Origin of the sequence: Serratia sp. CY40230 (assembly GCF_052168835.1) — a bacterium.
Lineage (GTDB): Bacteria > Pseudomonadota > Gammaproteobacteria > Enterobacterales > Enterobacteriaceae > Serratia > Serratia nematodiphila.
In genome coordinates, this window is the sequence record NZ_JBJNLX010000002.1 from 78484 (window position 1) to 104610 (window position 26127).

General features: G+C 58.8%; 18 protein-coding genes. 9 read left to right on the forward strand and 9 right to left on the reverse strand.

Translation table 11 applies throughout. The features are described 5' to 3' along the window. Position 1: 1 nt before the first annotated feature. Genes ssuD through ssuB form a run of 3 tightly spaced genes read left to right on the forward strand, consistent with a single transcriptional unit; the run spans position 2 to position 2726 of the window. Complete coding sequence (gene ssuD, locus ACJ8IJ_RS07605; protein ID WP_442518500.1) at positions 2-1150, forward strand: FMNH2-dependent alkanesulfonate monooxygenase; 1149 nt, start codon at positions 2-4, stop codon at positions 1148-1150. Between the two features lie 11 nt (positions 1151-1161). Beyond that, positions 1162-1956 carry an aliphatic sulfonate ABC transporter permease SsuC gene (gene ssuC / locus ACJ8IJ_RS07610; protein ID WP_197752817.1) on the forward strand — a complete coding sequence of 265 codons (795 nt, stop codon included), beginning with the start codon at positions 1162-1164 and terminating at the stop codon, positions 1954-1956. Further along, positions 1953-2726 carry an aliphatic sulfonates ABC transporter ATP-binding protein gene (gene ssuB / locus ACJ8IJ_RS07615; RefSeq protein WP_286094025.1) on the forward strand — a complete coding sequence of 258 codons (774 nt, stop codon included), beginning with the start codon at positions 1953-1955 and terminating at the stop codon, positions 2724-2726. The genes ssuC and ssuB overlap by 4 nt, the downstream gene beginning before the upstream one ends. 55 nt (positions 2727-2781) lie before the next feature. On the opposite strand, the gene pepN is transcribed toward ssuB, so the two are convergent. Then, complete coding sequence (gene pepN, locus ACJ8IJ_RS07620) at positions 2782-5400, reverse strand: aminopeptidase N (protein ID WP_325962035.1); 2619 nt, start codon at positions 5398-5400, stop codon at positions 2782-2784. Between the two features lie 337 nt (positions 5401-5737). Between pepN and ACJ8IJ_RS07625 the strand changes: the two genes are divergently transcribed. From ACJ8IJ_RS07625 to ACJ8IJ_RS07645, 5 genes are all read left to right on the forward strand, one after another. Next, a complete protein-coding gene (locus ACJ8IJ_RS07625) occupies positions 5738-7438 on the forward strand; it encodes a GGDEF domain-containing protein (RefSeq protein ID WP_004928198.1) in 1701 nt (566 codons plus the stop codon). 255 nt (positions 7439-7693) lie between these two features. Next, the gene (pncB, locus tag ACJ8IJ_RS07630) at positions 7694-8899 is read left to right on the forward strand and encodes a nicotinate phosphoribosyltransferase (RefSeq protein WP_004928202.1); all 1206 of its coding nucleotides are present in this window, start codon (positions 7694-7696) and stop codon (positions 8897-8899) included. A 215-nt stretch (positions 8900-9114) separates the two neighbouring features. Then, complete coding sequence (asnS, locus tag ACJ8IJ_RS07635) at positions 9115-10515, forward strand: asparagine--tRNA ligase (protein ID WP_015377341.1); 1401 nt, start codon at positions 9115-9117, stop codon at positions 10513-10515. Between the two features lie 301 nt (positions 10516-10816). Continuing rightward, positions 10817-11926, forward strand: a complete 1110-nt coding sequence (ompC, locus tag ACJ8IJ_RS07640) for a porin OmpC (RefSeq protein ID WP_049187505.1) — start codon at positions 10817-10819, stop codon at positions 11924-11926. 245 nt (positions 11927-12171) lie between these two features. Then, positions 12172-13362 (forward strand): amino acid aminotransferase, encoded by a 1191-nt coding sequence (locus ACJ8IJ_RS07645; protein ID WP_004928210.1) that lies wholly within the window; start codon positions 12172-12174, stop codon positions 13360-13362. Positions 13363-13439: 77 nt separating this feature from the next. Here ACJ8IJ_RS07645 and ACJ8IJ_RS07650 read toward each other — a convergent pair whose 3' ends face one another. The 7 genes from ACJ8IJ_RS07650 to cmoM all read right to left on the reverse strand — a co-directional run bounded on the left by ACJ8IJ_RS07650 (position 13440) and on the right by cmoM (position 24169). Beyond that, positions 13440-14087, reverse strand: a complete 648-nt coding sequence (locus ACJ8IJ_RS07650; RefSeq protein ID WP_015377338.1) for an MBL fold metallo-hydrolase — start codon at positions 14085-14087, stop codon at positions 13440-13442. A 64-nt stretch (positions 14088-14151) separates the two neighbouring features. Then, positions 14152-14700 (reverse strand): YcbK family protein, encoded by a 549-nt coding sequence (locus tag ACJ8IJ_RS07655; RefSeq protein ID WP_004928217.1) that lies wholly within the window; start codon positions 14698-14700, stop codon positions 14152-14154. A gap of 180 nt (positions 14701-14880) precedes the next feature. Beyond that, entirely contained in the window at positions 14881-16689 is a 1809-nt protein-coding gene (gene ldtD, locus ACJ8IJ_RS07660) for a L,D-transpeptidase (protein WP_442518501.1), read from the reverse strand. A gap of 221 nt (positions 16690-16910) precedes the next feature. Further along, positions 16911-21359 (reverse strand): chromosome partition protein MukB, encoded by a 4449-nt coding sequence (mukB, locus tag ACJ8IJ_RS07665; RefSeq protein WP_442518502.1) that lies wholly within the window; start codon positions 21357-21359, stop codon positions 16911-16913. Further along, entirely contained in the window at positions 21356-22084 is a 729-nt protein-coding gene (gene mukE, locus ACJ8IJ_RS07670; protein ID WP_004928226.1) for a chromosome partition protein MukE, read from the reverse strand. The genes mukB and mukE overlap by 4 nt, the downstream gene beginning before the upstream one ends. Then, positions 22065-23387, reverse strand: coding sequence for a chromosome partition protein MukF (mukF, locus tag ACJ8IJ_RS07675; protein ID WP_004928228.1), 1323 nt, complete (start codon positions 23385-23387; stop codon positions 22065-22067). The genes mukE and mukF overlap by 20 nt, the downstream gene beginning before the upstream one ends. Beyond that, complete coding sequence (gene cmoM, locus ACJ8IJ_RS07680; RefSeq protein WP_015377334.1) at positions 23384-24169, reverse strand: tRNA uridine 5-oxyacetic acid(34) methyltransferase CmoM; 786 nt, start codon at positions 24167-24169, stop codon at positions 23384-23386. The genes mukF and cmoM overlap by 4 nt, the downstream gene beginning before the upstream one ends. Positions 24170-24321: 152 nt before the next feature. On the opposite strand from cmoM, the gene elyC reads away from it, so the two are divergent. Further along, complete coding sequence (elyC, locus tag ACJ8IJ_RS07685; protein ID WP_015377333.1) at positions 24322-25095, forward strand: envelope biogenesis factor ElyC; 774 nt, start codon at positions 24322-24324, stop codon at positions 25093-25095. A gap of 7 nt (positions 25096-25102) precedes the next feature. Here the strand turns inward: elyC and ACJ8IJ_RS07690 are convergent, their stop codons facing one another. Next, on the reverse strand, positions 25103-25999 hold the full coding sequence (locus ACJ8IJ_RS07690) for a YcbJ family phosphotransferase (RefSeq protein WP_004928233.1): 897 nt from the start codon (positions 25997-25999) through the stop codon (positions 25103-25105). Positions 26000-26127: the final 128 nt, after the last annotated feature.

Here is a 26127-nt window from a genome sequence, read left to right on the forward strand (position 1 = left end):
GATGAGCCTGAACGTTTTCTGGTTTTTACCCACCCACGGCGACGGCCACTATCTTGGCAGCGCACAGGGTGCTCGCAGCGTCGATCACGGTTACTTGCAGCAGATCGCCCAGGCGGCGGATCGGCTGGGATTCGGCGGCGTGCTGATCCCCACCGGCCGCTCCTGCGAAGACTCCTGGCTGGTGGCCGCCTCGCTGATCCCGGTCACCCAACGGCTGAAATTTTTGGTCGCGCTGCGGCCGGGCATCATCTCCCCTACGCTGGCGGCGCGCCAGGCGGCGACGCTGGATCGCCTGTCCAACGGGCGCGCCCTGTTCAATCTGGTCACCGGCGGCGATCCGGAAGAGCTGGCGGCCGAGGGGCTGCACCTTAGCCATGAAGAACGCTACGAAGCCTCAACCGAGTTCACCCACATCTGGCGCCGGGTGCTGGAAGGGGAAACCGTCGATTTCCACGGCAAGCATATTCAGGTGAAAGGCGCCAAACTGCTGTTCCCGCCGGTGCAACAGCCGCGCCCGCCGCTCTATTTCGGCGGATCCTCCGCCGCCGCGCAGGATCTGGCCGCCGAGCAGGTAGAAATGTATCTCACCTGGGGAGAGCCGCCGGCGCAGGTTAAGGCGAAGATCGAAGAGGTGCGCGCTAAAGCGGCGGCGAAAGGCCGCCAGGTGCGTTTCGGCATCCGGCTGCACGTCATCGTGCGGGAAACCACCGAAGAAGCCTGGCGCGCCGCTGACCGGCTGATCGCCCACCTCGATAAGGAAACCATCGCCAACGCGCAGCAGGCCTTTGCGCGCTTCGACTCCGTCGGCCAACGGCGCATGGCGGCGCTGCACGGCGGCAAAAAGGATAACCTGGAGATCAGCCCGAACCTGTGGGCCGGCATCGGCCTGGTGCGCGGCGGCGCCGGCACCGCGCTGGTGGGCGATGGCCCGACGGTCGCGGCGCGCATGCAGGAATATGCCGATCTGGGCATCGACACCTTTATTCTCTCCGGCTATCCGCATCTGGAAGAGGCCTACCGCGTCGGCGAACTGCTGTTCCCGCACCTCGATCTGGCGCAGGAGGAAACGCCCGCTCGCCTTCAGCCGGTGCGTCCGCAGGGCGAAGTGGTGGCCAACATCTATGTTCCGCAAAAAGTATCGCAGAGCTGAGGAGCGCCCCGATGGCAAATAACGTACAACGCATCCTGTATCGGCTGGCTCCCTGGGCGCTGCCGTTGGCGCTGGTGATCATCTGGCAGATCGCCGTCGAAACCGGCTGGCTCTCCAACCGCATTTTGCCGGCGCCGAGTGCGGTGCTGGCCGCCTTCTGGCGCCTGAGCCAAAGCGGCGAACTGTGGCAGCACCTGAGCATCAGCAGCCAGCGCGCGTTGTTAGGCTTTGGCATCGGCGGCAGCATCGGACTGATACTCGGCTTTATTACCGGGCTGTCGCGCTGGGGCGAACGCCTGCTGGACAGCTCGGTGCAAATGATCCGCAACGTGCCGCATCTGGCGCTGATCCCGTTGGTGATCCTGTGGTTCGGCATCGATGAATCCGCCAAGATCTTTCTGGTGGCGCTCGGTACGCTGTTCCCGATTTATCTCAATACCTATCACGGCATCAAAAACATCGATCGCGGTCTGTTGGAGATGGCCCGCAGCTACGGCCTGAGCGGTTTTCGCCTGTTTACACAGGTGGTGCTGCCGGGCGCGCTGCCGTCGATTATGGTCGGCGTGCGTTTCGCTCTCGGCTTCATGTGGCTGACGCTGATCGTCGCCGAAACCATCTCGGCCAATTCGGGCATCGGCTACCTGGCGATGAACGCGCGTGAATTTCTGCAAACCGACGTGGTGGTGGTGGCGATCGTGCTGTACGCCCTGCTCGGCAAGCTGGCGGACGTGGGTGCGCAGCTGCTGGAGCGCGTCTGGTTGCGCTGGCATCCGGCCCATCAACTGAAACAGGGAGAAGCGCTATGATCCTTCCCGCTCGCCTTGCGCAAGGCACGCCGGTGACGCTGGAGTCCATCGGCAAACGTTACGGCAACCGCACGGTGCTGGACAATATTCAGCTGCGCATTTCCGCCGGGCAGTTCGTGGCGGTGGTTGGCCGCAGCGGCTGCGGCAAGAGCACCCTGCTGCGCCTGTTGGCCGGCCTGGAACAGGCCAGCAGCGGCGCGCTGCTCAGCGGCAACGCGCCGCTCGCCGCCGCTAAAGAGGATACCCGGTTGATGTTTCAGGATGCGCGCCTGTTGCCGTGGAAAACGGTGATCGACAATGTGGGTCTGGGGCTGCGCGGCCAGTGGCGCGACGCGGCGTTGCAAGCCCTGGAAGCGGTCGGTTTGGCGGATCGCGCCCGCGATTGGCCGGCGGCGCTGTCCGGCGGACAAAAGCAGCGGGTCGCCCTGGCGCGCGCGCTGATCCACCGCCCCCGCCTGCTGCTGCTGGATGAACCGCTCGGAGCGCTGGATGCCCTGACGCGCATCGAGATGCAAGGGCTGATAGAGACGCTGTGGCAACAGCACGGTTTTACCGTACTGCTGGTCACGCACGACGTCAGCGAAGCCATCGCGCTGGCGGATCGGGTGATCCTGATCGAAGAGGGGCGTATCGGGCTGGATCTGAGCATCGATCTGCCGCGGCCGCGCCGCAAAGGCTCGGCCAGGCTGGCGGAACTGGAGGCCGAAGTGCTGGAACGGGTGTTATCGCCGCCTGCCGCGACGGACGCCGCGCGCCGGGCGGCGAATTGAATGAATGAAAAAGGGACGGCCCAGGCCGTCCCTTGATGTCTCTAGCGCGAAAAAATCAGGCGTCGAGCGCCTTGCTGATCTTCTCGTACAGATCGCCGGACAGGTTTTCCAACCCTTTCAGCTGTTCCAACGCCTTGCGCATCAGGGCCTGACGACCGGCGTCGTAACGCTTCAGGCGAATCAGCGGTTCAATCAGGCGCGCGGCGATCTGCGGGTTGCGCTGGTTGAGATCGCTCAGGATCTCCGCCAGGAACTGATAGCCGCTGCCGTCCGCGGCATGGAACGCCGCCGGGTTGCCGGAAGCGAAGCCGCCGATCAGCGAACGGGTGCGGTTCGGGTTACTCAGGCTGAACGAACGGTGATGCAACAGCGCGCGCACCTTGCTCAACACGTCTGCCGCCGGGCTGCTGCCCTGCAGCACGAACCATTTGTCCATCACCAGACCATCCTGATGCCAGCGTTCGTCGAACGCCGCCAGCAGCGCATCGCGGCACGGCAGCTGGGCCGCGACCGCAGCAGACAGCGCCGCCAGCGAGTCGGTCATGTTGTCCGCCTGGCGATACTGTTCGTTCACCAGCTGGTCCGCCAGCGCCACATCTTCGCCGAACGCCAGATAGCCCAGGCACACATTGCGCAAGGCGCGCTTGGCGATCTCGGCATGCTCCACGCGGTAGCCGTCGGTCTTGTTGGCGTGATACACCGCCAGCCACTCATCGGCCAACTCCCGCGCCAGGCAGCGTACGATCGCTTCGTGCACCGCGGCGATCGCTTCCGGATCGATAGTGGCGAACAGCTCGGCGATTTCGTTCTCCGACGGCAGCGTCAGGATCTGCGCCGCCAGCGCCGGATCCAGTTTTTCGTCCAGCAGCACCGCACGGAACGCATCGGCCACGTGCAGCGGCAGCGACAGTGGCTGCTTCTGCTGGTGCCGCGCCACGTTCAGCTTGATATAGGTCGCCAGCAGGCTCTGTGCCGCATCCCAACGTGCAAATTCATTGCGTGCGTGCTGCATCAGGAAGGTCAGTTGCTGATCGCTGTACGGATAGTCCAGTTTCACAGGCGCGGAGAATTCGCGCAGCAGCGACGGTACCGGCTTGTGCGCCACGCCGTCGAACACGAAGGTCTGCTCCGCTTCGGTGACGTTCAGCACGTTGTTGACCGGCAGGCCGCCTTTTTGCAATGGAATGACATTGCCTTCGCTGTCGTACAGTTCGATATCCAGCGGAATATGCAGCGGCAACTTCTCCGGCTGATCGGCGGTCGGCGCAGTTTTCTGGCTGACATGCAGGCGATATTGCTGAGTTTCCGCATCGTACTCGTCGCGCACCGTCAACAGCGGCGTACCGGACTGGCTATACCAACGGCGGAAGCGCGACAGATCGACGTTAGACGCATCCTCCATCGCCTGCACGAAATCGTCGCAGGTAGCGGCGCTGCCGTCGTGGCGTTCGAAATAGAGCTGCATCCCTTTCTGGAAGTTCTCCTCCCCCAACAGGGTATGCATCATGCGGATCACCTCGGAACCCTTTTCATACACCGTGAGGGTGTAGAAGTTGTTCATCTCGATGACTTTGTCCGGGCGGATGGCGTGCGCCATCGGGCTGGCGTCTTCGGCAAACTGCGCGCCGCGCATCACGCGCACATTGTCGATGCGGTTGACCGAACGCGATCCCAGATCGGAGCTGAATTCCTGATCGCGGAACACCGTCAGCCCCTCTTTCAGACTGAGCTGGAACCAGTCGCGGCAGGTCACGCGGTTACCGGTCCAGTTGTGGAAGTATTCGTGGCCGATCACCGCTTCGATGTTCAGGTAATCCTTGTCGGTCGCGGTTTCCGCCTTCGCCAGCACATATTTGGAGTTAAAGATATTTAACCCTTTGTTCTCCATCGCGCCCATATTGAAGAAATCGACCGCCACAATCATATAAATGTCGAGATCATATTCCAGGCCGAAGCGGGTCTCGTCCCACTTCATCGAGTTCTTCAACGAAGTCATCGCCCAGTCGGCGCGATCCAGGTTGCCGCGATCGACGAACAGCTCCAGTGCGACCTTACGGCCGGAACGGGTGGTGAAGCTGTCGCGCAGCACGTCGAAATCCCCCGCCACCAGCGCGAACAGGTAGCAAGGTTTCGGGAACGGATCCTGCCATTGCACCCAGTGGCGGCCATCGGCCAATTCGCCCTGGCCGATGCGGTTGCCGTTCGACAGCAGGAACGGATAGCGCGTCTTGTCGGCCACGATGCGGGTGGTAAAGCGCGCCAGCACGTCCGGGCGATCCTGGTAATAGGTAATGTGGTGGAAGCCTTCGGCTTCGCATTGCGTGCACAGCGCATCGCCGGACAGGTACAGCCCTTCCAGCGCGGTGTTCTTCGCCGGGTGAATATCGTTGACAATGGTAAGAGTGAATTGTGCCGGCAACTCTTCGATGATCAGCTGGTTATCCTGCTGACGGTAGGCGCTCCACGGTTGGCCGTCCACCTGAATGCTCACCAGCGTCAAATCTTCGCCATCCAGCACCAGCGGTGCGCCGGCCGCACCCTGACGTTTGATTTTACTGACGGCGGTCACGCGCGTGGTTTCCGCGTCCAGACTGAAGTCCAAATCGATATCGGTCGTGGTGTAATCGGGCGCGCGATAATCGTGGCGGTATTTTGCCTGTGGCTGTTGTGTCATAAAAACCCTTAAACGTCTCAGTGAGTTATAGGTGCCAGGCCGCTCTTCTCCTTCGTACCGCAGCCGGTATGTTCCCCTGCGGCGCGCGGTGAGCCTGAATTGTGAATAAACTGTATCACAGCTGGCCGAAAAGCCCAGAGCCGCAGGGCGACCAGGAGAGAGAAATCAGAGGCAAATCATAAATCGCCCGGCAGGCGGCAGTTCGGGTGACCAATGGCCAAATAAAAATCAGCATTTAATGCTAAAAAACCGCCATCGCGGCGCGCCGGCATAGTTGAGGCGACACCGGCGGCATGGTGGTATAATTGCCGAATCAGGTTCAGGGATGGCTCGCATTATGAAGATTAAATACGCAATCTATTTTTTCACCCTGTGCCTGATGACTTCCTTCTCTCTGTTCATCGTCGATGAGCTGCTCGAAGCCCATACCGACTACCGCGACAACCAGCTAAACCTGTACAAAATTGATCGCGCCAAAGAAATTTCCGAAGCTTTTCAGGCTGCGTTGCTGGCTCATCGCCTCAAACGATTGAGCCTGATCGATCCACAAATCACCCGTGCGCAATGTTTGGCCGCCGATCGGGTGGCGCGTGAGAGAATCACCCGGATCCGCGAACATCTGGACGATGAGGTCGCCAAACAGCTCGGGGTGCGGCAAAAAATCGCCGCGCTGTCGATGATCGCTTTGATGGAACAGCTGCTGGATAATGACAACCTGCAGCTTTCGCAGGTCAATAACACCAACGCCAATCTGTTCAACATCAACAGCGCCTATTACATCTCACAAACCAGCAAGAGTTATTACCGTTACACCTACGATACCCGGATGGTGGATACCGACTCCTTTATGTTTCTCGAGGCCATCCGCCTCAATAACCGGCTAAATATGTCATTGACGGAATTGAGCGATCAGATTATCGACGTCAACGTCAGCCAGCTCGTTCGCAAAGACGCCTATCTGAAGTCCATTCAGCTAACCGGCGTGCTGAACGCGCTGAGCACCCGATTGATCTTCATGAAGATCAACTACGACGACGTGCAAACCACCGAGCTCGTCAATCAGTTGCTCACCCTAGTGTCGGCCGAACGTCTCAAGCAGATCACCGATGGGTTATACACCGCCATCAATACCCAAAAACCCTATCCCGCAGCGCTTATTTCGCGCTATGTCGACGAGCTGAGCGGGCTTTCGCAGGCGCTGTATCAACGCAGCTTCGAGCTGGAAACCGTCGCCTCGCGCCACAAGATTTACGACAGCCAGACGACCATTTACGGCATGATAGCACTCGCCGGCCTGGTGGTTTTGCTGTTCATTTTGCCGGCGTTGGTGTTCTGCACCAGCATCAACCGCTGGCTGACCAAGACCCACAACAATATCGTGCGGCTGTCGCGCGGTGAGATGAATATCGATCGCAACGACGCCTTCTACAGCCAGGAATTGATCGCCATCAGCGACGCCATTCAGCAACTCAGGCAATACCAGCTGGACAAGGTCTCGCTGGAGAGCGAGAAACAACTGCTGATTAAAGAGCTCGAGGCCTCTTCCTTCCTCGATCCGCTCACCAATATCTACAACCGCCGTAAATTCTTCCTTGAATGTCAACTGCTGGGCAACGCCAGCTACCCACAGGCCTTTTGCCTGATCGACATCGATAATTTCAAACAACTCAACGACAGCTACGGCCACGACGTGGGTGACCGGGCGCTGGTGGCCTTCGGCCACCTGCTGCAACGCGCGTTCCGCGCCAGCGACATCTTCTGCCGCTATGGCGGTGAAGAGTTTGCGGTGCTGCTGGGCAGTTGTTCGTTGGACAATGCGCGGGACATCATGGAACAGTTGCGCACGCGCACCCATGGCCTGACGTTAAATCTGGCCGACGGACGGCAGGTGCGTTTCACCACCAGCTGCGGCATTGCGCCGGTCAGCGCGTTCAGCGCGCTGCAGGCGGCGATCAAGCAGGCGGACGAAGCGCTCTACTTTTGCAAAAAGAACGGCAAGGATCGGGTCAGCGTGCATACCCTGGCCGGGTTTATCTGATTTGCTGTTTAAAATAATTAACATTATAATTTTTATGACTAATTAGGCTAAGTCATTCACCTTACAGGCATATCTGGCTTTTTTTCCTCCCCGCCGCTATCCGGCTGCCATAAAGGCACGTTTAATCCTCGACCCGCTTCGGTGATTTATGGTGTGATGCAGCTTCAATAACAGGATAATCCGGGTATACTCCACCCCCACTTTTATGATTATCCGGATTTGGACACGCGCCTGACGAGGATGCTGTAACGCGCTATGACTCAATACGCTTCCCCGATTTTGACATCACTGCTTGATACCGATGCTTATAAGCTTCATATGCAGCAAGCAGTGTTCCATCGCTATCCCGCGATCAGCGTGGCGGCGGAATTCCGCTGCCGCGGCGACGAACTGCTGGGCGAATATGCCGACGAGATCCGCGCGCAGGTGGCGCTGATGAGCCGGCTGGCGCTAACCGACGCCGAATTCGCTTATCTTTCGGGCCTGCCCTTCTTCCGTCAAGATTACCTGAACTGGCTGCGAACGTTCCGCTACGATCCGCAGCAGGTCACCATCGACAACCGCGACGGCAAGCTGCAAATCCGCATCGCCGGCCCCTGGCGTGAAGTGATCATGTGGGAAGTCCCATTGCTGGCGGTGATCAGCGAAGTGGTGCACCGCCGGCGCTCGCCGCTGGCGACGCCGGAACAGGCGGTGGCGCATCTGCAAACCAAGCTGGCGCAGTTCAAGACGTTGGCGGGCGATCTGGATCTTTCGCGCTTCAAGTTGATGGACTTCGGCACCCGCCGCCGTTTCTCTCAGGGCGTGCAACAGGCCATCGTCAGCACCTTGCAGGCCGAATTCCCGTACCTGTCGGGCACCAGCAATTACGATCTGGCGCACCAGCTGGGTCTGGCGCCGGTCGGCACGCAGGCGCATGAGTGGTTCCAGGCGCATCAGCAGATAAGCCCGGTGCTGGCCAACAGCCAGCGCGCCGCATTGCAGGCCTGGCTGGATGAATATCCGGACCAGCTTGGCATCGCGCTCACCGACTGCATCACCATGGATGCCTTCCTGCGCGACTTCGGCCCGCAGTTCGCCGAGCGTTATCAGGGGCTTCGCCACGATTCGGGCGATCCCGTCGAGTGGGGTGAAAAGGCCATTGCCCATTATCAGAAACTGGGCATCGACCCACTGAGCAAAACGCTGGTGTTCTCGGACAATCTGGATCTGGAAAAAGCGCTGGCGCTCTATCGCCATTTCTATCAGCGCATTAATCTCGGCTTCGGCATCGGCACGCGCCTGACCTGCGATATTCCCGGCGTTAAGCCGTTAAATATCGTGATCAAGCTGGTCGAGTGCAAAGGCAAGCCGGTGGCCAAACTCTCCGACAGCCCCGGCAAGACCATCTGCCAGGACCAGGCGTTCGTCAGGGCTCTGCGCAAGGCCTTCGATCTGCCGCTGGTGAAGAAAGCCAGCTGAGCCTTCTTTATATAAAGAGAGAAAGCCGGCCCGGTTCACGCGCCGGCTTTTTTGTTTTTATCCCGAACGCCCTCTTTTCAGTCAGCCGCGATAAATGTTGCGCCAATCCGATGATTTCTGCTTGTGCTCTGCACCGCGGCAAGTAACATAGCCATTACCCCCATATTCTTGGGTTGTAAGCTATTTCTAAACCAAATTATTAAAGAGAGAAATCTATGAGCGTAGTGCCTGTAGTCGACGTACTGCAAGGTCGTGCTGCGGTTGACAGTGAAGTCACCGTACGCGGCTGGGTACGTACCCGGAGAGATTCAAAAGCTGGTATCTCCTTCCTGGCCGTCTATGACGGTTCCTGCTTTGATCCGTTACAGGCCGTCGTTAATAATTCTCTGCCGAATTATCAAGATGAAGTGCTGCACCTGACCACCGGCTGTTCGGTTGAAGTTACCGGCAAGGTCGTCGCCTCACCGGGCGAAGGCCAGAGCTTCGAGCTGCAGGCCACCGCGATCAAAGTGGTCGGCTGGGTCGACGATCCGGATACTTACCCGATGGCGGCCAAACGTCACAGCATCGAATACCTGCGCGAAGTGGCCCACCTGCGCCCGCGCACCAACCTGATCGGCGCCGTGGCGCGCGTGCGTCATACCCTGGCGCAGGCGATCCACCGCTTCTTCCATGAAAATGGCTATTTCTGGGTATCTACCCCGCTGATCACCGCCTCCGACACCGAAGGCGCCGGCGAGATGTTCCGCGTGTCCACGCTGGATCTGGAAAACCTGCCGCGCACCGACAAGGGCGCCGTCGATTTCAGCCAGGACTTCTTCGGTAAGGAAGCCTTCCTCACCGTTTCCGGCCAGCTGAACGGCGAAACCTACGCCTGTGCGCTGTCCAAGGTATACACCTTCGGCCCAACTTTCCGCGCTGAAAACTCCAACACCAGCCGCCATCTGGCTGAATTCTGGATGATCGAGCCGGAAGTGGCCTTCGCGACGCTGGACGATGTCGCCGGCTTGGCCGAAAGCATGCTGAAGTATGTGTTCCAGGCGGTGCTGGATGAACGTGCAGACGATCTGAAATTCTTCGCCGAGCGCGTGGATAAAGACGCTATCGCGCGTCTGGAGCGCTTCGTCTCTTCCGATTTCGCCCAGGTAGACTACACCGACGCCATTGAGATCCTGCTGGCCTCTGGCCAAACCTTCGAAAACCCGGTCTCCTGGGGTATCGATCTCTCTTCCGAACATGAGCGTTATCTGGCGGAGAAACACTTCCAGGCGCCGGTAGTGGTGAAAAACTACCCGAAAGACATCAAAGCGTTCTATATGCGCATGAACGAAGACGGCAAAACCGTCGCGGCCATGGACGTGCTGGCGCCGGGCATCGGTGAAATCATCGGGGGCTCTCAGCGTGAAGAACGTCTCGACGTGCTCGATCAGCGTCTGGAAGAGATGGGTCTGAATAAAGAAGACTACTGGTGGTATCGCGATCTGCGTCGTTACGGCACCGTGCCGCACTCCGGTTTCGGCCTGGGCTTTGAACGTTTAATCGCCTATGTCACCGGCGTGCAAAACGTGCGCGATGTGATCCCGTTCCCACGCACCCCACGTAACGCAAGCTTCTAATTTATACGATCACACGTTTTTTAAACGATTTCGTTACAAAACAAAGGCCAGCCTCGCTGGCCTTTCGCATTTTTTAATATTGACGCACGTCACAAAGTTCCCGAAAAATTACATTTCGTTACACATACTTTCTTTTTGCAACCTCATTGCGACATTGGTATCATTTTCGTCCTAGATTAACCCGCCTGTGAATGGAACACTGCGTTCAGACACAGGACGACACCAATCTATCAACAATAGTTCCCAAGGAATTATTGGCGGCAGTGGCAAAGGTGTCCGAATAACACCAATGAGGGTAATAATGATGAAGCGCAACATTCTTGCAGTGGTTATCCCGGCTCTGTTGGCTGCTGGTGCAGCAAACGCAGCTGAAATCTACAACAAAGACGGCAACAAGCTGGATCTGTACGGCAAAGTTGACGGTCTGCACTACTTCTCCGACAACAAAGGTGATGACGGCGATCAGACCTATGTTCGTTTCGGCTTCAAAGGTGAAACTCAGATTACTGACCAACTGACCGGTTACGGCCAGTGGGAATACAACGTCCAGGCTAACCACTCCGAATCTCAGGGCACCGAAGGCACCAAAACCCGTCTGGGCTTCGCGGGTCTGAAATTCGCTGACTACGGCTCCTTCGACTACGGCCGTAACTACGGCGTACTGTACGACGTGGAAGGCTGGACCGATATGCTGCCAGAGTTCGGTGGCGATACCTACACCTACTCCGACAACTTCATGACCGGCCGTACCAACGGCGTTGCGACCTATCGTAACAACAACTTCTTTGGTCTGGTTGACGGTCTGAACTTCGCCGTTCAGTATCAGGGTAAAAACGAGAACGACAGCCGCGCGCTGAAGAAACAAAACGGCGACGGCTGGGGCATCTCCTCTACTTATGACATCGGCGAAGGCGTAAGCTTCGGCGCTGCATACGCCTCTTCTGACCGTACCGACGATCAGCAGTACCGTTCTACCGCCGAAGGCGACAAGGCTGATGCATGGACCGTGGGCGCGAAATACGACGCCAACAACGTTTACCTGGCAGCAATGTATGCGGAAACCCGCAACATGACTCCTTACGGTGAAGCGGATAACACCATCGCAAACAAAACCCAGAACTTCGAAGTAACTGCTCAGTACCAGTTCGACTTTGGTCTGCGTCCAGAAGTGTCTTACCTGCAGTCTAAAGGTAAAAACCTGCGCGGTCGTTCAGCAAACAACGCAACCTTCACCGGCGGCGATGCTGACCTGGTTAAATATGTTTCTGTTGGTACCACCTACTACTTCAACAAAAACATGTCCACCTACGTTGATTACAAAATCAACCTGCTGGATGACAACGAGTTCACCAAAGCTAACGGCGTCGCAACCGACGATACTGTTGCAGTTGGCCTGGTATACCAGTTCTAAGTTGTCTCGCTTAACGGCGGTTCACCGTCGGCTAAGTTAAAAAAACAGGGCTTCGGCCCTGTTTTTATTTGTGTCTTCCGGTAACGTTTTATCCTGCAGATTTCCCCTTATCCCTCATTTTTTCTGTCGAATCCTTCCCGTTCACAAGATCGCGGTGTTTTTATCGCAAACGGTTGGCAAAGCCGATAACTGGCGCTACCCTGATGCTTCTGTCTGCTTAACTCCGAGATTTGGAAGCACCTGACATGTTTGAAAAAATCACCGCCGCACCCGCCGACCCGATCCTGGGCCTGACCGACATTTTCCGCGCCGACGCCCGCCCGAATAAAATCAATTTAGGCATTGGCGTTTATAAAGATGAAACCGGCAAAACCCCGGTGCTGACCAGCGTAAAAAAAGCTGAACAGTATCTGCTGGAAAACGAGACCACCAAAAACTATCTCGGCATTGAAGGCATCCCGGCGTTTGCCAGCTGCACGCAAGAGCTGCTGTTCGGTAAAGAGAGCCCGATCGTCACCGATCGTCGCGCGCGCACCGCACAGACGCCAGGCGGCACCGGCGGCCTGCGCGTGGCGGCAGACTTTATCGCCAACCAGACCAGCGCCAAGCGCATCTGGATCAGCAACCCAAGCTGGCCGAACCACAAGAACGTCTTTAGCGCCGTTGGTCTGGAAGTGCTGGAGTACGCCTACTACGACGCTGCCAACCACGCGCTGGATTTTGACGGCCTGCTGAACAGCCTGAAACAGGCTCAGGCCGGTGATGTTGTGCTGTTCCACGGCTGCTGCCATAACCCGACCGGTATCGATCCAACGGCGGAACAGTGGGCACAGCTGGCTGAGCTTTCCGCCGCCAATGGCTGGCTGCCGCTGTTCGACTTCGCCTACCAGGGCTTCGCCAACGGTCTGGAAGAGGATGCGCAGGGTCTGCGTATTTTCGCCGCCAAACATCAAGAGCTGATCGTCGCCAGCTCCTACTCGAAAAACTTCGGCCTGTACAATGAGCGCGTCGGCGCTTGCACCATTGTAGCTGCCGATGCCGAAACCGCCGATCGCGCCTTCAGCCAGGTGAAGGCGGCCATTCGTGCCAACTACTCTAACCCGCCGTCGCACGGCGCGGCCGTTGTCGCCACCATTCTGGGCAACGACGCCCTGCGCGCGATGTGGGAGCAGGAGCTGACCGACATGCGCCAGCGCATTCACCGCATGCGTCAGCTGTTCGTGAACACCCTGCAGGAGAAAGGCGCACAACAGGACTTCAGCTTTATCATCCAGCAGAACGGCATGTTCTCATTCAGCGGCCTGACCAAAGAACAGGTGCTGCGTCTGCGTGAAGAGTTCGGCGTATACGCCGTGAACTCGGGCCGGGTGAACGTAGCCGGCATGACGCCGGACAACATGGCACCGCTGTGTGAAGCCATCGTCGCCGTGCTCTAAAAGCATCGACGCAGGTCATAAATCATAAAAAAAGGGCGCTCTATGCGCCCTTGATTATTTCGGCCGGGAAATAATCGTTACCACACCGCCGGCTCTTCGCGCAGGAACGGATTGGTCTGGCGCTCGTGGCCAAAGGTCGACATCGGGCCGTGGCCGGGAATAAAGCGCATATCGTCGCCCAATGGCAGCAGCTTGGTGCGAATAGAGGCGATCAGAGCCTGATGATCACCGCGCGGGAAGTCGCTGCGCCCCACGCCGCCGTTAAACAGCACGTCACCCACCAGCGCCAAACGCGCCTGCTCATTGATAAAGACGATGTGGCCCGGTGTGTGCCCAGGGCAATGCAACACCTTGAGCGTCATCTCGCCCACCTGCATCTCATCGCCTTCCGACAACCAACGGGTCGGGGTCAGCGGCGCACACTCTTCCAGCCCGAACATCCGGCTCTGCGCCGGCAAACCATCCAGCCAAAAAGCGTCCTCTTTATCCGGGCCGTAAATCGGCACCTGATAATGTTCCGCCAGCTCCGCCGCCGCGCCGACGTGATCCAAATGGCCGTGCGTCAGCAAAATCTGCGTGATTGTCACACCCTGTTTCGCCACTTCCGCTTTGATTTTTTCCGCTTCGCCGCCGGGATCGACCAACGCCGCCTGCTGCGTGTTTTCACACCAGATCAGGCTGCAATTCTGGCTAAAGGCGGTAACGGGAATAAGATGGTATTTCATAAGGCTCCAACGACAATAACACCGCCTCCGCAAGGAGCGGCGTTATTCACTGAGGGCACCGCGATTACCAGCTCCGAACCGGGCCGGTATCGATGTGCACGAAGTTGCTACGTGGGTAATATCCTACACCACCGGCGCGCATTTTTAACGCCGCTTTACGGATATTACTCAATTGGATACCTTCAATATGGAAATCCATCGCCTGGCCCTTGGTATGGTAGCTGTGCTTGGCCACACCACGGCTGTGCGCGCGCAATTCGTTATTGGTATCTACGGAACGGTAACCGGAGATCAGCTGCACCGGCTTGCTGGTACCCAGCAGCCCCTGCAGGCGATAGAGGTGATCAAACAAGCTGGGATCGATCGATTTAACCTTGTTGGCGCGATAATCGCGGAACAGATGATTTAGCCGAACCAACTCTTCTTTATTGTAGCCTTTGCCGTCAAAGAACTCGGCTTTAATAGATTCACCGGTATTCAGGTTATTCAGCACTAAAATACGCGGTCGAGCGGTGGAAAGACTGGCAAATGCCTGCCCTGGAAGCAGCGCTATGCCCATAGCGGCGCCACCTAGCGCCAGCCATTTACGGCGATGATGATCAATTTTGTCCATGACTCTGTTAAACCCGGCAAGAATGTCAAAATAAATGCACAAAGCAGCGCACTGTCCGAACCATAACCGCCTGCGTATGCTGAGTCAACCCGCGATACGCCTAGGTTTACAGGCCCCCGGCTACGAGGGCCTGCGGTATAGCCAAACATTCTGACCGTTATTTATTTATAATTACTGCATTTACTGCATTAATTTTTTGGCCTGAGCCAAAATTTGTGCGCCCGATCTCACCGTATTATCATAATTGTAAATATCTGTACGGAATTGCGGTTGGCCATCATCCGAAACCCAGGCGGTCAGATAATACAGTTTTACGGGAATACGCTGGCGAATATTCACATAAGTGGTATTGCCTTCTTTCAGCGTGGAGGAAACGCGGCTATTGTTCCAGCCGGCATCCTGCAGCAGCATATTCGCCAAATCGGAAGCCTTGTTCACCCGCACGCAGCCGGAGCTGAGCGCGCGGATGTCTTTCTGGAACAGGCTGTGGTTCGGGGTATCGTGCAGGTAGATAGCATCCGAGCTCGGCATATTGAACTTGAAACGCCCCAGCGAGTTGGTGGCCCCCGGCGCCTGACGGACGCGATACGGGAAGTTGCGCGCAGAAACCATGCTCCAGTCGATCATCGCCGGGTTGATCACTTCCGCATCGTTGCTCCAGCCTGACAGCACGGTATAGCCGTGTTTCTGGAAATAGTTACCGTCGCGCATCGCCTTCGGCACGATATCCTCACGCACCAGCGTGGTCGGCACGTTCCAAGGCGGGTTGACCACCACGTTATTCAACGCGCTGCTCATCAACGGCGTCTTGCGGCTTGGCCGCCCGACGATAACGCGGGAGGACAACACTTCGTTGCCGTTCTGATAGTAGGTCAGCGAGTAGTTGGGAATGTTCACCATAATGCCGGTGCCGACATGCCCCGGCAAGATGCGCAAGCGCTGGATATTCAGCGCCAACAGCGCGGCGCGGGTTTTCGGTGACACGTTGAGCCACTCGCGGGTGCGGACGCCGATCACGCCGTCCGCCGTCAACCCCTGCCATTTCTGGAAACGCTTGACGCCCTCCACCAGCTCATTGGTATAGAGGTTGTCGCTCACCACGCTGCCGATCTGCGGCGGCGTCTGTTCCGCGGTCAACTCCGTCACCGGCGCCGCCGATGGGCTGACCGTCACACGCCCCTTCTCTTCGTCTACCGTCAGCCCGCCGTCGTCGGGTTCATTGATCTTCGCCGAGACCACCGCCGGTTCCGGCTCCGCTTCCGGCGCCGAGGCGGCCAGCATGCCGGTGCGCGTCAGGATCTCACGCAGCGCCGGGATATCGTTGCTCATTTGGCCTGGGCGCAGGCTCGGGCCACTGCCCACCTGCGGCCAGGGGCGGTTATCCGCCAGCATGTCACGCAGCGCCTGATGCATCTTGGCGTATTGCGGATGCTGCGGCGCAAGCGAATTCACGTAGCTCAGGGTTCGCGCCTGGCGCACCGCCAGCTGCCATTGATTGATCACCGCCGTGGGCGGCAAACCAAGCTTGTAAGGAATATTGCTGTACAGCCAGTTGTTGCCGTTGGCGCCGATGGCGGATACAAACTGCAAATAGCCCAGCATCGCATCGGACAACACCGCATCGCGGCCCGCTTCACTGAGCGCCGGATCGGTCAACATCTTCACCCACTGGGTGAACTGCGGCTGTACGCCGGACATCGCCAGTTCGGCCAGCTGCTGTTGAAATTGCTGAACGGCCTCGCGATCCTGCCACATCGGCTGCATATGATTCGCCGCATACAGCGGCGCCAGCGTGGAAAGGTAGTGCAGATCCATACTGCGCGGCAACGCGGCCAGCAGTTCAGAACGACTCTGCGCAACGGACATGCCTGCTGTTGCCACCGGTAACGCCGTTACGGTGGCCAAGGCGGAAAACGACGACACAAGACTACAGGCGATAGCGCCACTCAGCGCCAAACGTCGTAGAGAGTTTCCCTTTTTAAGCAACATCCCTTGCCCCCTGTATGCTCACAAAAAAAAACGTCAAAAACTGCATATAGTTTCAGTATACAAACAGAAAGGCCGTTTCGCCCTGCGGGCGTCGAATAACTGTTTATGTGATTAAACTAACCGCTTTTCAACGGATAAAAAAGCAGGACTATCATCCACGCGCACAAAAAAATAGCCACCCTGCGGCGGCTATTTTCGGATTTTTAGGGCGTTTTTCTGCGTTACGGCGTCTCAACCGGCGCAGTGCCCAGCGCCGGCGGCTCGCCGGCGAAACCGCGCAGCCCCACCACGTGCACATGCTCGTGGTTCTGGAACACCTTACGCACCAGTTTATAGGTGGTGCCCTTCTCCGGACTGATGTTTTCCGGCGCCGCGATGATCAGCTGCATCTCCAGACGATCGCACAGTTCGAACAGCGTGGCGATCGACTTGGCATCCAGACGCGCCGCTTCATCGAGGAACAGCAGGCGACACGGCGAGATATCTTTACCGCGCAGGCGGCGGGACTCTTCTTCCCAGCTCTGCACCACCATCACCAGGATTGACATCCCGGTACCGATGGCTTCACCGGTAGACAACGCGCCGCTTTCCGCACGCAGCCAGCCGTCGGAACCACGGTACACCTCAACTTCCATTTCCAGGTAGTTGCGGTAGTCCAGCAACTCCTCGCCAATGGTCTGTGGCGTACGCTGCCCCATGTCGATCTGCGGATTCAGGCGCTGATACAGCTTGGCCAGCGCTTCGGAGAAGGTCAGGCGGTTGCTGTTGAACAGATCCTGATGCTGTTCCTGCTGCTCGGAGAGCACGTCCAGCAGAGTGGCATGCGCTTCGCGCACATTGACGTTCAGACGGACGCTCTTCACCTGGCCGAAGGCAACGGCCTGCAGACCCTGGTTCAGCATGCGAATACGGTTCTGCTCACGCTGAATGGTTTTGCGAATGATGTTGGCCACGCTTTTCGAACTGATCGCCAGCTTCTGCTCGCGCGCGGTCAGTTCTTCGGTCAGACGGCCCAGCTCAATCTCCATCTGCTCGATGGCCTCGACCGGATCGTCGGTACGGATGATGTCCTGGCGGATACGCTCGCGCAGGTGTTGGTACACCGCGATATAGAACTGAATCTTACGCTCCGGCCGCTTCGGATCTTCCGACAGACGCAGCACGTCGCGCAGGTGTTCGTTGTCCGCCACCGCCAGACGCAGCGCGCCGAGCGCCTTATCCGACATCGAGCGCAGCTCGTCGCCATCCATATACGCCAGCTCGCGGCGATGCAGACGGCGTTCCACGCCGTTGTCTTTCACCAGACGCATCACCGCGCACCAGCCCGCCTTGGCGGTCACCACCTGCTCGCGCAGCTGATGGTAGTCGCGTTCCAGCTTGCGCAGTTTCTTCTGCAGGCCGTCCATTTCGGCTTCGCAGAAGGTCAGCTGTTTCTCCAGCTGATTGCGGCGAGCGCGGTTGTTGCTCAGCGCCGCATGCAGCTCGTCGCGACGCGCGCGCGCGCGCGCTTCGGCGTTGGCGTCGGCCTGCACGCCGATATCCACCAGCTCCTGGCTCAGCTCTTTCAGCATGTCGCGCTTGGCATCATACGAGCTTTTCAGCGAGGCCAGTACCTGGCTGTATTGGGTGAACTGAGTTTGATACTGACGCAGCTGCTCACGGGCGCGGGTGCGTTCGGCTTCCGCCTGCTCCAGACGCTGACGCAGCTTATCGTTCAGATCGTTGTTGGCATTCTGCATGCCGGCGGAGTCGGTATAGCTGAAGTGTGCGCGACGCTGCACCACTTCTGTCAACGCGAACGCCTGCTGTTTGGCCTGACGCTGCACGCTTTGCGCCTGCGCGTAGTCCTGCTGCAGCTGTTCATGCTGCTGCGGATCGCTCTGCAGCACCGACAGCAGCGGCTCCAGCTTGGTCAGTGACAGCCCGTGCTGTTGAATGTGGCGCGCGGCGTCCTGCGCTTCTTCCAGCTCTTCACGGATCTCGTCGACGCGATCCTGCAACGTTTCATCGTTCAGCAACGACACCAGCGGCATCAGGCGGTTGAGCGCGGAAATGCCCTCTTTGGCCTGATCGTACTGCTGGCGCTGCTGCTGATTCTGCGCTTCGTGATTGTTCAGCGCACGCTCGATCTCGCCGCGACGGGCGTTCAGATTGCGGATCTCCGCTTCCGGGTCAGCGTCGAACGCCACCGCCAGATGAGTGCCGATAAAGCGGCTGAAGGCCTGATGCGAACGCTGGGTTTTCTGCACGTCGAACGACAGCGTGGCATAGCGCTCCGCCAGCGTTTCACGCTCGGCATGCAGCACTTCCAGGCGGTTTTCGCGCGCCGCGCGGCCGAACAACGGCACTTCCGGGTAACGGGAATAACGCCACTGGCGATCGGCGATCTTCACCACCACCGCTTTGTCCTGCTCTTCGACGGCGAATACGCTGTCATCGAACGACTGCGGATCCCCTTCGATCAGGTAGAGATCTTCCGGGCAATCTTCCAGCCCTTCCAGCATCTCGCGCACCAGCGACAGATCCGGCACCACGATAGCGTGGCGCGAAGGGCCATACAGCGCCGAGAAGTAAGGCGCGTCGTCGATGGTAACGTCATCGTAAATTTCCGACAGCAACACGCCGCCGAAACGTTCGGCCAAGGTGACCAGGCGTTGATCTTCCGCGCCGCCCGGCTGGCTGAGACGTTCGATCTGCGCTTCCACTTCGCGCTTGCGGGCCGCCACCTCGTCGCGCTCGACGGTGGTTTCACGCTCGCGCTCCAGCAGCTGCTGCATGTATTCGGTCACCTGCTGGCTGTTTTCCAGCGGCTCTCCGCTCTGATCGCTGAGCTGGCTCAGGGCGTCCTGCGCCGCCAGCCACACCGGGGCGCGCGCCGTCAGCTCACGGATGCGCTGCTGGATCTGCTCCAGCTCCTGGCGCATCTCCATGCGGCGTTCGCCGGCTTCGCTGACGTTCTGCGACAGCGCTTCCAGGCGCTCTTCCAGCTCCTGCTGCAGCATGTCGAGATCGTCCGGCTGGTACTCCTGACCATGGCGTTTGCAAAATTCTTGCAGCAGGCGCTCGGCGTCCTGCTGCGAGCGCAGGCGCTGTTCCAGTTCGCTCAGGCGCAGGCGCAGCGGCTGAACGCGCTCGGCGAGGTGTTGCTGCGAAGGCCAGTCGCGCAGCAATTCGCGCGCGCACTGCCAGGCTTCGCTGCGGCTGACCTGACCGGCGATTTTACCCACCAGCTGATAGGCCTGCTCGAACTGGCCGTGCGCGGCGTCGGCCACGCTCAGCTTCTGTTCCAGCATCAGCAGCGCTTCGGTCGCCTCCTGCTCGCGGGCCTGGAAGGTATCCAGCCACTGTTCGGCATTATCGGCGGTCAGGTCCGGCAGTTGGCACAGCGCGCGTGCGCGCTCCAACGCCTGCAGCGCCTGCTGGTACTGAATGGCGCGGGTCTGCTGCACATCGAGCGCCTGCTGGTAGTCGGCCAGCTGGCTCTTCAGCTCATCCACTTCCAGCTCGGCCGCTTCGGCGCGCGCTTCGTTTTCGGCCTGCTGCTCACTCGCCTCGGCCACCACTTCGTTCTGCTCTTCCAGACGGTAGGTCAGCTCTTCCAGATCGGCTTCATAGCGTTCGATCTTCTCCTGCTGACGCATGGCCGTCTGCACCAGATTCAGGTGGTCACTGGCGGCCTGGTAATCGGTTTCCAGATCGGATTCGGCACCGCTCTGTTCGCTCAGCTCGCGCGCCATTTCCACATGGCGATACTGTTCGGCGGCCAGCTGCTTGCGGCTGCCCAACAGATCGTTGCGCAGCACCAGCGCGCCGTCCAGATGGATGCGGCGTTCGTTGGCGTGGCGCATATAGTCCGCCGCCACATAGGAGGTGGCCTCGGAGATCAGATGTTTGAACAGGTCGCGATCCGACTGGGTGACGCGGATCGCTTCCAGCGTCATGCGGTTTTCGCGCAGCGCCGCTTCCATGTCCTGGAACGCCTTGCGTACGCCGCTGTTTTCCGGCAGCAGGTAATCACGCAGCGAGCGGGTGATGGCGCTGGAGATACCGCCGTACAGCGACGCTTCGATCAGACGGTAGAACTTGCTGCGATCGGCGGACGAACGCAGGCGTTTCGGGATCACGCCCAGATCGAACATCAGCGAGTGGTAATCGGTGATGGAGTTGAACTGCTTGAACTGCACGCCCTCCATCTCTTCCACGCGCTCTTTCAACTCTTGCAGCGACAGCACGCGCGCCTGGCGCTCACCCACGGTCTGGGTCAGCAATTCAGTCGGCTGTACCGCGGTCGGCAGCCCCTGAATGGTGAACGGTTTGATATCGACCTTGCGGTCGCGCCCTGCCACCTGCTGCAGACGCACGCCAACCACCACGCGCTGGTGGCGTGAATTGACGACGTCAAGGGTGGAGTAACACACGCCGGCGCGCAGCTTGCCGTGCAGGCCCTTGTCGCGCGAGCCGCTGGTGGCGCCCGCTTCGGTGGTGTTACGGAAGTGCAGCAGCGTCAGGTCGGGGATCAGTGCGGTGACGAAGGCCGCCATGGTGGTGGATTTCCCCGCCCCGTTACCGCCGGACAGCGTGGTCACCAGCTCATCCAGATCAAAGGTGCGGGCGAAGAAGCCGTTCCAGTTAACCAGCGTCAACGAGCGAAATTTACCGCGTTCAATCATTCCTGTTCATCCTCTGCACCGTCAGGAGCGTTATCAACCTGCTGATCCTCAGCGTCATTCTCATCGTTCAGCGACAGGCTGGTTTCAACCGGCATCGCCTCGCCGTCGCGAATCATGCGCAGCTGCGCTTCACGCGGATCGTCGCCGCTGCGCACGTCGGCGCCGAAGCGGAACACCGCCTCGGTAATGCGGAACTTGCTGCTGTCATTGCCCATGAAATAGACCATGCCGAGGCGGCGCAGACGGTTCAGCGAGGTGCGCACCTTTTCGTGCAGCTTCTGCCGATCGAGATCCGAACCGGTAGAGCGCTGGTTGACGAACTTCAGCAGCTTGTTCTCATCGGCCAGGCTCAGCAGCTCGTCGTACAGCTCCTGATGGCTGAAAATGCCCTCGTGCGCCAGGCGCTCGGGGCTGAGATACAGGTAGCACAAGATCTTACCCACCATCATATCCAGCTCGGACAGCACCGAACGCGGGATCAGCGTGGTGGAGCGCGGGCGCAAATAGAAGAAACCTTCCGGCGCCCGAATCAGCTCGACGCTGTAACGGTTGTAAAACTCTTCCAGCTCATCCTGGAAATCCATTAAAAAGGCGTGGTTGTCCAGCTCATCGATACCGATGTGACGACCCGCGCGCAGTTGGCTGTCCAATGCCGGGAACAGCGAGTTGGACAACGCTTTGGCCAGCTTGACTGGCATTACTTGTTCAATATTTGTCGATGACATGGGCCTGGACCTTGGCTCCGTAATCATTGATTGCCTGCCATTCCGCCGGCAACCCTGAGAAATCTGCTTCAGCCACACCGAGGCGCACTGCCTGGTCGACCACTAAACGTGCCACGTCGAAATGACGCGCACGCGGATATTGCGCCAGATAATCGCGCATCACCGCTGCAAGGTTGAGCGGCATCTGCTGTTCCTGGTACACCTTCAGCGCCTCTTCGATCATCGCCGCCAGCTGTTCGCGAATCTCGCTGAACTCTTCGAACTCCAGATCCGGCGGCAGTTCCCCGGTCACTTCCTCGCTGCGCAGCGCCAGTTCTTCGTCGCGCATGTCCAGCAGACGATCGGCATTGGCATGGGTCAGCGCCCACGGGTGGTCGAAATAGGTTTGCACCGACTGGCGCAGGCGCTGGGCGAACACGCGGTTTTTGTCCATATCGATAGCGGTACGGATAAATTTATGCACGTGGCGATCGTAGCCGATCCACAGGTCGATCGCCTGCTGACCCCAGCTGATGATGCGATCCAGCTTGCTTTGCAGATCGAACACCAGCTTGTCAACGAAACCCAGCTCCACGTTGCCGAGGGTTGCGTCCTGGATGCGCAGCAAGTTGGCCTGCAGCTTATCGCCCGCCGCATCCAGCGTATCCTGCAGCTCGCGCAGGGTGCCCGAGGTTTCCGACAGCAGCATCTCGCAGCTGGAGATCGCCGCCCGCCAATCTTTGCTCAGCAGCGCCGCGATGTCGTTCTTCACGCTCTGCTGCTGCTCATCCATCACGCGTTGGGTCATGTCGATGCTGTCGAAGATTTCCGCCACCGAATATTTCAACGGCGCGAACACGTTGCGGTGCCAATGGAAATCGTCGCCGCCCTCGTCGGCGGCATCGGCGGCGCGTTTGAGTTCCTGCGCCACGATCGACAGCTGCATCGACAAACGCAGCGTGGAGAATTCGCGTTGGCGAATATAGTAATCGGTAATGCCGATACCCAGCGGCGTCAGGCGGTAAATCGCGTTGCCGTCCGCCAGCTCGCTGGTAAAGCGGTTCAACAGGCGCTGGCGCACCATGTCGTTAATCGCATTGTTGGCGCGCATCGCCACCGTTTCATGCGTCTGTTCAAAACCCTTGCTGACATGGCGAAATGCATCAACCAGCTCACCTTCGCTCATCTCGCCGTCCAGTCGTTCGCCGTTCAGGGTGGCGATGGCGAGCAGAAATGCGAGACGCTCCGTAGGGAGCGAAATAGAGAAATCATTTTTCCGTGCCCAGGCGACCAGTTCGGGTACTGTCTGGGAAAATTCACTCATAGTTCGTCCTTCAGGTTTGGTTTATGCGCCATGACGTGAATATAGCGCCCCAAACTCACGTACGGCTCCTGCCGGCAATAGTGCTGTTCAAGCGCCAGTAACTCTTCAAATTTTTGTGTTTGCAGCTGTCTGCTCTGCAGATAGTCGTGGAACACCCGCACGCCGGTTTTGCCGCCGATGCGCATGCCCAGCTGTTCCAACCAACCGTAGACCAATAGCGGATCGTGCGGATATTGCGGCGACAGCGAACGCTTGCGGCGCCGTCTGACCTCGGGATCCACCAGTTGGAAATTACCCAACACCACGTTGCGCATCAAGAGGCCGTTGGCGTTGAAGAACATCAGCGACAGTGCGCCGCCCGGCGTCAGGCAGTCATACAACGCCTGCAGCGCCGCTTCGGGCTCGGCGATCCATTCAAGCACTGCATGAAACAATATCAGATCAACCGGCTGTTCCAAATGTTGAGCGATATCCTGCGCAGAACTTTGTACAAATTGCATGTTCTGGCTCACACCTTTCTGCTCCGCCAGCTGCGCGGCGCGCTGGATCATCTCACCAGAAAGATCGCACAACAACACCTGATGTCCTAATTCTGCCAGTTGGCAGGCCATATGGCCTTCACCGCCCCCGGCGTCGAGAATGCGCAGCGGCCGCTGCGGCAACTGCGCCAGCAGCCCGGTCAGATCCTGCCAAACCACCGCCTGGCGGATTTTTCCTTTCGTGGTGCCGTAAATATTACGCGCAAATTTTTCAGCAATATCGTCAAAATTGCGATCCTGCATGGACAACGGCTCCGCTGATCTCATTCTTGTCGGCGGCAAAGCGCACGCCCATTCAAACCTGCTATTTTGGCACAGACTGACTTAGAATGTATCTTCTTGCGGCCTGTTTATACCTGGATGCCGCTTTTTCACCCAAAAGGATCTGATTTTCGATGCTGTTCAACCTGAAAAAGTTCTTTGGCGCCCTGCTGATGCCACTGCCGCTGTTGATGCTGCTGATGGGGCTGGCGCTGCTGCTGCTGTGGTTCACCCGCTGGCAAAAAAGCGGTAAGACGATTTTCACGCTGAGCTGGCTGTTTTTACTGCTTTTCAGCCTGCAACCGGTGGCCGACCGGCTGCTGCGGCCGATCGAAGCCGAATACCAGACTTATCGCGGTAACGATCCGGTCAGCTACATCGTCGTGTTGGGTGGGGGCTATACCTACAATCCCGATTGGGCGCCCAGTTCAAACCTGCTCGGCAACAGTCTGCCGCGCGTGACGGAAGGCGTGCGGCTCTACCTTGCACATCCCGGCGCCAGGATGGTGTTCACCGGCGCGTCCGCCGGCCCCATGCAAAGCAACGCCGCCACTGCGGCGCTGGTGGCCGAAAGCCTGGGCGTGCCGCGCAGTGATATGGTGATCTTGGGGGAACCGCGCGATACCGAGCAAGAGGCCGCTCAGGTCGCCAAATTGGTCGGCGAGCAACCGTTCATTCTGGTGACCTCCGCCAACCATCTGCCGCGCGCCATGCGTTTCTTCAAGGCTAAGGGGCTGCACCCGATCCCGGCGCCGGCCAACCAGTTGGCGATCGACTCGCCGCTGAATATCTGGGATCGCGCCACACCGTCGTCAATGTTCCTCGGCCATACCGAGCGCGCCTGGTATGAAACGCTGGGTAGTCTGTGGCAATGGCTGAAGGGTGCAGATAGCGCCGGCGCAGAGTAAAGCTCGTTCAACCGGCCAGCCAGGGCAGCAGCTGTTGCGATGCATAGTCGAACGGCCGCCGCTCCAGCTTGCCGGTATGGATCAAACGCCCTACCGCTTCCCACACCACATATAGCCAGCGCCGCGCCAGGAAAGCGTCGGCGACAGGCGCCCGCTGCAGATAGCTGAACAACAGCTGGCTGGGCATGCCCGCCTCGCAGAGGCGGAAAAGATCGTATTCGCGCGGCGCCCACAGCACTACGCCGGGATTGAGCATCGCCAGCAGTTGATCGCTTTTGGGATCTTTCAGCATGCTGCGCAGCGATAAGTTACCGTGCACCAGAACACAGGGATCATCGAAGCCGACGAAGAAATGGGTCAGCGCTTCGCGCGTGCGGTACAGCAAACGCCGATCCGCCATAGTCAACTGCGGGGTGGTGAGATTGACCACCGTCGCCCACAGCACTTCGACCCGCTGTTGATACCAGCAAAACCAGTCATTCTCCTGCGTGCTGTCAACGCTGCCGACGCTGCCGTGGCTGTCGATGCGGTGCCAGGCCAATATCCCGTCAACGATCTGCTCCATCAGCATATTCCAGCGATCCGGCGAGCGCGTCGGCGCCTCAGCCGACACGCCGCGCAGGCGCTCGATCAGCAGGATTTCCGTATACGGCGCCTGGTGGGTACGCACCACGCCATACACCGTAGGCAGGCGAATATCCCCGTCGCGCGCCAGCATCGACAGCTTGTACGCCTCCTGCTGGGCGATGCCCCGACAGATAAAGCTTTTCGCCATCAGCGGGATCGCGTTGCCCTGCCGATCGTACAGCGAATACATATGCGCATAAGGCTGTTCGCTCACCCGCTCCAGCCGGCTGATGGACTCACCCAGCACAATGCTCAGTTCGGCGCGTAACTGCTCCATAAGGCATTCACCTCAGGCTAATTAGGGGGGATGCGTAACATCATCGAACGGCGAGCGGAAAAATTCTTCAACGCAGATCAACAAAACGGGGATCAATAATGGGGGTATTGCATCGTCGGCGCGTTGCG